Source organism: Porphyromonas sp. HMSC077F02 (genome assembly GCF_001815465.1).
In the GTDB taxonomy this organism is placed as follows: domain Bacteria; phylum Bacteroidota; class Bacteroidia; order Bacteroidales; family Porphyromonadaceae; genus Porphyromonas_A; species Porphyromonas_A somerae.
This window is the reverse complement of the sequence record NZ_KV820677.1, coordinates 1-1,626: the sequence shown is the minus strand read 5'-3', so window position 1 is coordinate 1,626 and position 1,626 is coordinate 1. Positions and strand designations below refer to the sequence as shown.

Below are 1,626 nucleotides of genomic sequence, written 5' to 3'. Positions count from 1 at the left end.
CTTCTATGTAGATGAGTGATTTTCTCTCCAGAGGAGGTGGTGTAGGAGCCACCTCCTCGCCTTTTGTGGGACTGAGGACTGCTCTATTTTTATGCGGGATTGGGATTCTATTGATGAGAATTTTGATTGTTTAATAACAATTTCGATTGTTTATGGTCGTTTTTTGATTGTATACAAGGTATTTCTACGTATATTTGTAGCGTAAGCCTATTTAAGGATAAGCAAGATACATATGTATTATTAGAAGGTGATTAAGATGGCACTAATTCAACCAATGACGCAAGATGATATTCTAAAGCTTAAGGCAGTAGCATTATATGTCATCAACAAATGTAAAAGCATAGATTTTATTCACTTATTCAAAATTATTTACTTCGCCGATCGAAAGCATTATGCTACATACGGTCGGAGAATCGTTAAAGATACATTTTGTGCGATGCAAAATGGTCCAGTTCCTTCTAATTTATACAATGCTGTAAAAATTGCGAGAGGGAAAGAGGAGCTATCTGGGAAGTTGATGTCATTAAAAACAATTTCCGATGCTATTGTTATAAGTGATCCTTCTGCTGACTATGTCATAAGTGCTAAAGAACTAGCAGATAGAGAAGAGTTATCTTTATCAGACATTAAAATGTTGGATGAGTCTATTAATGAAAATATTCGACTTACATTTGACGAGGTGTCTGAGAAATCTCATGATAAGGCGTGGAATGTTGCTAATACTAAGCACCAAAATTCCGAGATGGATCCACACCTAATAGCTGAGTCTGGCGGTGCATCGGAAGAGATGATGGACTTTATAAAAGAGATAGAGGTTTGTTTTGCAAATTAAGCTTTAAAGGGATTGTACTAAAATGGCATCATTTATGGATATTCTCTCTTCTGAATCCAAGCAACAATTTAGTTCGATAATAAATATAGGCGATATATTAGCTGCAGAATTAACCCCGAAAGAAGGGGTTACACCTAAAGAAGAAAATCAAGAATCACGCTATAAATATTTTGTAGTAGTGGGGAAAACAGAAGACGGAAGCGCAATAGGTTTTTTACTTATAAATTCAAAGATAAATAGTAAACTAAGTCAAGAATTAAAGGGTTTACACTACCCATTGCAAAAAAGTAAATATGATTTTTTGGCCTACGATAGTCATGTTTACTGCGGAGAGATTAAGAAGATTGATGTTGTGAATCTCGTCTCTAAAAAAAACTTCAAAAGCTTTGGTAGAATCGAAGAAGAAGATTTAGAGCTTATTAAAAAAGCTGTGATAAGTTCGCCCATAGTGTCGAAAAAAGAATTAATACGCTACGGTCTTGTTTTACAAGACGCTGCGTGATTTATTATTGTTGAAAAAGAGCTCTGGGGAAAACCTCAGAGCTCTTTTTTTGGGTATGACGGGCATGTCATGCATCTGTGGTGGAAGTCCACTCGGGGCGTAGTTGCCAACGAACCCCATAGCGACTTGCAAGTTTCAAGGGGCGACCCTTGGGAGAGAAGAAGCAATAGCGAATTCGTGGCCTGACGAACAGAAACCTAATACCAAGGCGTATCAAGCGGACAAGCTGGCCCAAGGCAGTGAAGATCCAAAAGGCACCCGTAACCTTGATGCGTAAATTAGGCAGGTAAAC

At 37.6% G+C, this 1,626-nt stretch carries 2 protein-coding genes; both read left to right on the top strand.

What is annotated here, in order from left to right; translation table 11 throughout:
* Positions 1 to 256 precede the first annotated feature (256 nt).
* A complete protein-coding gene (locus tag HMPREF3027_RS06720; RefSeq protein WP_083317544.1) occupies positions 257 to 832 on the top strand; it encodes a Panacea domain-containing protein in 576 nt (191 codons plus the stop codon).
* A gap of 22 nt (positions 833 to 854) precedes the next feature.
* Positions 855 to 1,334, top strand: coding sequence for a hypothetical protein (locus HMPREF3027_RS06715; protein ID WP_070707745.1), 480 nt, complete (start codon positions 855 to 857; stop codon positions 1,332 to 1,334).
* Positions 1,335 to 1,626: the final 292 nt, after the last annotated feature.